The sequence below is a fragment of the Mesorhizobium sp. M7A.F.Ca.CA.001.10.2.1 genome, assembly GCF_003998575.1.
Taxonomy (GTDB): domain Bacteria; phylum Pseudomonadota; class Alphaproteobacteria; order Rhizobiales; family Rhizobiaceae; genus Mesorhizobium.
In genome coordinates, this window is the sequence record NZ_RZQY01000395.1 from 1 (window position 1) to 5,525 (window position 5,525).

A 5,525-nucleotide genomic window follows, 5' to 3' on the forward strand; every position below is an offset into this window, starting at 1 on the left:
GTGTCCGTGGCTGGCGCCGGGACGGTGACCGCTGCGCTTACCTCCGGCGGAACGATATCGGTCGCAGCCGCTGCGTCCGGAGCCATGTCGGCGGGCGCGTTGTCGTCCACCTGTTCGGAGGACTTGGCCGCAGGCGGCACGGCACCGGAAAGGACCAGGCTGCGCAGCGCGCCTAGTTCACGCTCGACAAGGCCGATGCGGCTCTGCTGGCGCGAAATGATGACGAACAAGGCGATGATGGCGACAAGGCCGATCAGGCTTTCAAACATGGCGGTTCCCCCAAACCAGGCCAGTTTTCACTGACATTCGTCTTACTGACATTCAAATGCGGCGGCCAAACGGCCAGAAAATCCAAGCTCGGAAAACTCAATGCGCCGCCAGTCAACGCGCCGCCAGATTGGCGGCCGGAAAGATCGAGCATGTTTCGGTGCCGAAAGCCAGCAGCTTGCCGCCGGCATCCTTCAGCGTCGCTTCCGACACCGCCAACGTGCGGCCCTTGTGAACAACCCTGCCCTCGCACACCACCTCGCCGGTCTTCGGCGTGCTGGGACGCGTCAAATTCACCTTGAACTCCGCCGTGGTATAGGCCTCGCCCTTTTCGAGCAGCGTCTGCACGGCACAGGCCAGCGCCGAATCGAGCAGCGTCGCCGCCCAGCCGCCATGCACGCTGCCCAGCGGATTGAGATGGCGCTCGCTCGGCATGCCACGAAAGACAGCGCGCCCTTCCGAGACTTCGGTGAGAGTGAAATTCAGCTGGAAGGAAATCGGCGGCGCCGGATACTTGCCGTCGACGATGCGCTGCAGCAATTCCAAACCGGTGTATTTCAGGATGTCGGCGTGCGGCATGGTGCCGAGGCCGAGCGGTGAGACCCGGCCAGGATAAAGTTCGACCTCGCTCATGTGATGATTTCTCTGGCTGCGTCTTCGCCAGCTATGGCCTTGCCGCGCGCGTGATGTTTGCGCAAGGCGGCGAGGAAGCCGGTACGAGCGTCCGGCGGCTCGATGCCGCGCGGCTCATAGACGTGGCGGTTGAAGAAGAAGCCGGTGAGCCGGAAGGCGTCGTCGACATCAGCCGCATCGGCGCGCAGGCCGGAGCCGCGCTGCAGGAAGGCCGGCAGAGCCAGCATCTTGTCGCGCCACGGCAAACCGGCTTCGCGCGATACCGCACGTCCCGACTTCGGTGAGACATAGGCCAGGTCCTGTCGCGTGCCGGTGGCGGCGCATTGGCTGAGATCGAGGCCGAAGCCGAGTTCGTCCAGCACCAGAAGCTCGAAGCGCGCCACCAGTTCGCCGGCAACGTCGGCGTCGTCGAGATGGACGATCATCACGGCAAGCGTTTCGTAGAGACCTTCATGCGCGTCGCGCTCGGGCAGCAGGCGCAGATGCGCGGCCATGGTCTGCAATCCGTAGACGGCAAAGGCGCTGTCCATCAACCGGGCCGCGTTCATCTCGATCGCCTCGGCCTGGAACGTGCCGAGGTGCTCGTCAAGGCGCGCTCGCCACAACAGGTCGACACGGTTGCCGGGCTGGAGCACAGGCTGCTGCTTGCGCGAACGGCCGCCACGAACAAGGCCGAGATGACGGCCATGCGCTCGCGTCAACACCTCGAGAATGGCGCTGGTTTCGCCATGCTTGCGGGTGCCGAGAATGATTCCCTCGTCGCGCCATTCCATTTCAGGAGCTTTTCACCGATCGGGTGGCGAAATCAAGGTATGGGCTTGGCCCCCGGGTAACTCTCATGCCAATGCATAAAAAACCGCCCGCAGCGATGTGCTGCGGGCGGGCTGGTGGGGTCAGTCGATCCGTTAGAAATTGCGCTGGAAGCGAACGATGCCGCCGACGCTGCTCTTCTTGTCGGCCTTCGTCCAGTTGTTGAAGTCCAAGTCGTCGAATTTTCCTGCATTGAGGTAATCGACTTCAGTCGTGATCGTAAAGCCGGGCACAATGGTATAGGCCACGTTGGCCGCGACGCCGAGGTTCTTCCAGTCGTCATAGGAGACCTGGGCGTTGAACGAGGTCTTGTCGTTGAACTTGTAGGTGCCGCCGCCCCAGATCGCCCAGTTTCCGCCCCATGGCTTGTATTGGGTACGGCCTGTGCCGAAGTCGTTGATGTTGTCGTTGGTGCCGTAGCCGCCCATGACGAACAGCGTCAGTTCCTTGCTGACGTTGACGTCCAAACGGACCTTGCCGGACACTTCCTCATAATTGCTGTCATAGGCCACGACGCCGGTGATCGCACCCCAGTCGCCCTTGTACTTCAAACCGCCGACGACATGCGGAACATAGCTGTCGATCGTGTTGACGCCGGTGCCTTCTTCGAGCGAGACCACGCCCGTGAAGCCGCTGCCTGCGTCGAAGTAGTAGCTGATGAGATTGGTATCCTTGACACCATACGGGATGAGCGTGTCCTGGATGACGTTGCCGGCATAACCGATGAACTGATCGTATACCGTTTCATCCTTACCGACGCGCAGGCCACCGAGCTGGATCCAGGCGAAATTGAGGCTGGTGGCCTTGTTGCCGGCCTGCCAGCCAGAGCCACTAGTCTCATAGTTGCCGCTGCTGTTGCCGAATTGAAAGCGAGTCTCGGTAAAGGTCTTCAACGTGCCGAGCTCGGTTTCCTGGCCGGTATAAGTCCTCAGCGTGAAACGCATGTTCTTATACCAGGTATCGTTGCTGTCGCCGTCCTCGGTATCCGGAACGTTATTGGCGCCATCCAGCGCGCCGGAATCGCCAGCGCCCATGTCATAGCGCAGATAGCCGCCGATGCGCAGGCAGGTCTCGGTGCCCGGAATGTAGAAGTAACCGGCGCCGTAGACGTCGCAGATCTTGACGTATTCGGCCGGTTCCGGTTCGGCGACGACGACAGCGTCGGCGGCGCGCGCGCCGCTGACCGCGATCAGGGCCGCGGCTGAGCCGAGAAGGAGGCTCTTGATGTTCATTTTCTGACCTCTCCAGTCATAGTTATAAATGGCTTCGGATTTGTGGCTGGCGGCAATGTTTTCCCGCCTCACCCCCACAACGAAAAAGGCTCACACCGCTCGCCCTTTTCAGCGGCGAACATACCCATCGTTCATCTGCCTTCAATGACGATTTCCGGAATAATTACAATTCCACAAACAGATTAATGCCGTGTTGCACAAATAACACTTGATAATCCGACGAGCGGCACAAATGGCACAATGTCATTTATTAAATACATATACGGATACTTTCGCGTCTAACTATACTGATAACGTGTTATATTTCCAAAATGGCAGCATAATACGCAAAATATACCTCAATTCTGTCGAAATTTATTTGATTCTTGCCGCCTCCCCTTCTGTTGCCAGATAACGCCCATCTGCAAATCCCGCTCTGATACCGAGGCGAAAAGCGGGATGACGCTTCCAAGGGTGTCTGCCCCCTCCAAGGCGGTCGAAACTTCCTGGAGTGCCGTCGTGTCGCCGATTGTGACAGCAGCCAGCCGTTGAAAAACGATTCCTCCGTGACGCCCTCTCAGTCGACCTGAACGACGCAGGCGATGCCCTCCCCCCGCCTCGATCAGGCGGGTGGGCACGCATAGGTCCGGGAAAGCATCGCCTCGGCCAGAATGTCCCTGGTCGCGCCATACGGGGCGGATGGATCGGCGACAGGATCAGGATCTGGTGGGCGAGAGCGCCTTGAACGTTTGGCGCCTCACCCCCGCCGCGCGTGATCGGCAAGCACCTCATCGATCACATGACGGGATTTTTCAACCTCGACAGGGTAGACGTCGATCTGTCCAGCTACCGTGATCAGCGCCTTCCAAAGCGTCCAGCCACGACCACGCGCCCACATCGCCTCATCGGCTGGAAGGCCGGCGCGAAACGCCTCCCGGCTTTTGCCTTCAAACAATGTCCAGGCAATCGCCAGATCGCAGGCGGGATCGCCAACGCCGGAGGTTCCGAAGTCGATCACCGCGCCCAACCGGCCTTGCCTGACCAGCAGGTTTCCGCAACTGACGTCGCCGTGGAACCAGACCGGCGCACCGTGCCATGGCGCGGCAAGTGCTGCCTCCCACACCGCGCGGGCTGCGACCGTATCGATCTTGCCGTCGAGGGCTGCAATCGCTTGCCGGGTTTCGCCATCGTAGACGCTGAGTGCTCCGCCGCGAAAGAAGTTGTGTTGTCCCGGCGCCGGTCCGCCAGTGGCATCGATCCTTTGCAAGGCGACCAGGAACGCGGCCAGGTCGGTCGCGAATCGCGGCAAGCTGGCGATACGCTCGCGCTCTGCCGTCTCGCCTTCGATCCAGCGGTAAACGGACCAGTGCCAGGGATAGCTTTCGGCCGGAACTCCCATCGCCAGCGGCACCGGGATCGGCAGCGGCAACAGAGGTGCGAGCCTCGGCAGCCAGCGATGCTCCTTTTCCACCTGCAGGGAATAGGCCGCGGCGCTTGGCAGCCGCACGGTCATCTCGTCGCCGAGATGAAAGGTCCTGTTGTCCCAGCCGCCAAACTCGACGGGCCTGACCGCAAGCTCCTTCCAACGGGGAAACTGCGTGGCGATCAATCGGCTGACAAGCGCTATGTCGATGTTCGGCTTGCTGACCATCGAGCCTAGCGCGGAAACTCGAGCCCCATCTCGCGATAGCGCTCAGGGTCGTCGCCCCAGTTCTCGCGCACCTTGACGAACAGGAACAGGTGCACCTTCTGTTCGAGGATGCCCGCTATCTCCATGCGTGCCGCCTGGCCGATGGCGCGGATTGTCTCGCCCTTGTGGCCAAGAACGATCTTCTTCTGGCTGTCGCGCTCAACATAGATGGTCTGGTCGATGCGCACCGAGCCATCCGGCTTCTCTTCCCATTTCTCGGTCTCGATATGCGAGGAATAGGGCAGTTCCTGATGCAGCCTTAGATACAGCTTCTCGCGCGTGATCTCGGCCGCGAGCTGGCGCATCGGCAGGTCCGAGATCTGGTCTTCCGGATAGTACCAGGGGCCGACCGGCAGAGCCTCGGCCAGATAATCGAGCACGTCCTTGCAGCCGGAACCGGTCAGCGCCGACACCATGAAGGTGCGCTTGAACGGCACCCTTTCGTTCGCTGCCGCCGACAGAGCGAGCAGCGCTTCGTGCTTGACGCGGTCGACCTTATTGAGGATCAGCACCATCGGCTGGCGCACATCCTTCAGCCGTTCGAGGATGGCGTCGGCGTCGCCCCTGATGCCGCGTTCGGCATCGATCAAAAGCAGCACGATGTCGGCGTCCTTGGCCCCGCCCCAGGCGGTGGTCACCGTCGCCGTGTCGAGCCTCCGCTTCGGCTTGAAGATGCCGGGCGTGTCGACAAAAACGATCTGCGCATTGTCATGCGTGGCGACGCCGCGCACGATGGCGCGGGTCGTCTGCACCTTGTGGGTGACGATCGACACCTTGGCGCCCACCAATTGGTTGACCAGCGTCGACTTGCCCGCATTGGGCGCGCCGATCAGCGCGACAAAACCGGAATGCGTGGCGGCGGCTGCGGTCGCCGGCTCTTCGGTAGCGGTCATGCCGCACTCCCTTCACTGGAG

5 protein-coding genes and 1 pseudogene are annotated in these 5,525 nt (G+C 61.3%); all 6 read right to left on the reverse strand.

The features are described from left to right. Positions 1-269 (reverse strand): annotated as a pseudogene (locus tag EN964_RS22685) (DUF2339 domain-containing protein); the annotation flags it as partial. 112 nt (positions 270-381) lie between these two features. Further along, on the reverse strand, positions 382-900 hold the full coding sequence (locus EN964_RS22690) for a PaaI family thioesterase (RefSeq protein WP_127276749.1): 519 nt from the start codon (positions 898-900) through the stop codon (positions 382-384). Further along, positions 897-1,673 (reverse strand): DNA repair protein RecO, encoded by a 777-nt coding sequence (gene recO, locus EN964_RS22695; RefSeq protein ID WP_127269263.1) that lies wholly within the window; start codon positions 1,671-1,673, stop codon positions 897-899. The genes EN964_RS22690 and recO overlap by 4 nt, the downstream gene beginning before the upstream one ends. A 132-nt stretch (positions 1,674-1,805) precedes the next feature. Beyond that, positions 1,806-2,942 carry a porin gene (locus EN964_RS22700; protein WP_127271628.1) on the reverse strand — a complete coding sequence of 379 codons (1,137 nt, stop codon included), beginning with the start codon at positions 2,940-2,942 and terminating at the stop codon, positions 1,806-1,808. A 736-nt stretch (positions 2,943-3,678) separates the two neighbouring features. After that, positions 3,679-4,572 (reverse strand): aminoglycoside phosphotransferase family protein, encoded by an 894-nt coding sequence (locus EN964_RS22705; protein ID WP_127267162.1) that lies wholly within the window; start codon positions 4,570-4,572, stop codon positions 3,679-3,681. A 5-nt stretch (positions 4,573-4,577) separates the two neighbouring features. Next, a complete protein-coding gene (era, locus tag EN964_RS22710; protein ID WP_127276751.1) occupies positions 4,578-5,504 on the reverse strand; it encodes a GTPase Era in 927 nt (308 codons plus the stop codon). Positions 5,505-5,525 lie beyond the last annotated feature (21 nt).

Bases quoted from the DNA above. Each gene is read 5' to 3' on its own strand.
- EN964_RS22690 (WP_127276749.1), bottom strand. From the start codon at position 900: ATGAGCGAGGTCGAACTTTATCCTGGCCGGGTCTCACCGCTCGGCCTC.
- recO (WP_127269263.1), bottom strand. From the start codon at position 1,673: ATGGAATGGCGCGACGAGGGAATCATTCTCGGCACCCGCAAGCATGGC.
- EN964_RS22700 (WP_127271628.1), bottom strand. From the start codon at position 2,942: ATGAACATCAAGAGCCTCCTTCTCGGCTCAGCCGCGGCCCTGATCGCG.
- EN964_RS22705 (WP_127267162.1), bottom strand. From the start codon at position 4,572: ATGGTCAGCAAGCCGAACATCGACATAGCGCTTGTCAGCCGATTGATC.
- era (WP_127276751.1), bottom strand. From the start codon at position 5,504: ATGACCGCTACCGAAGAGCCGGCGACCGCAGCCGCCGCCACGCATTCC.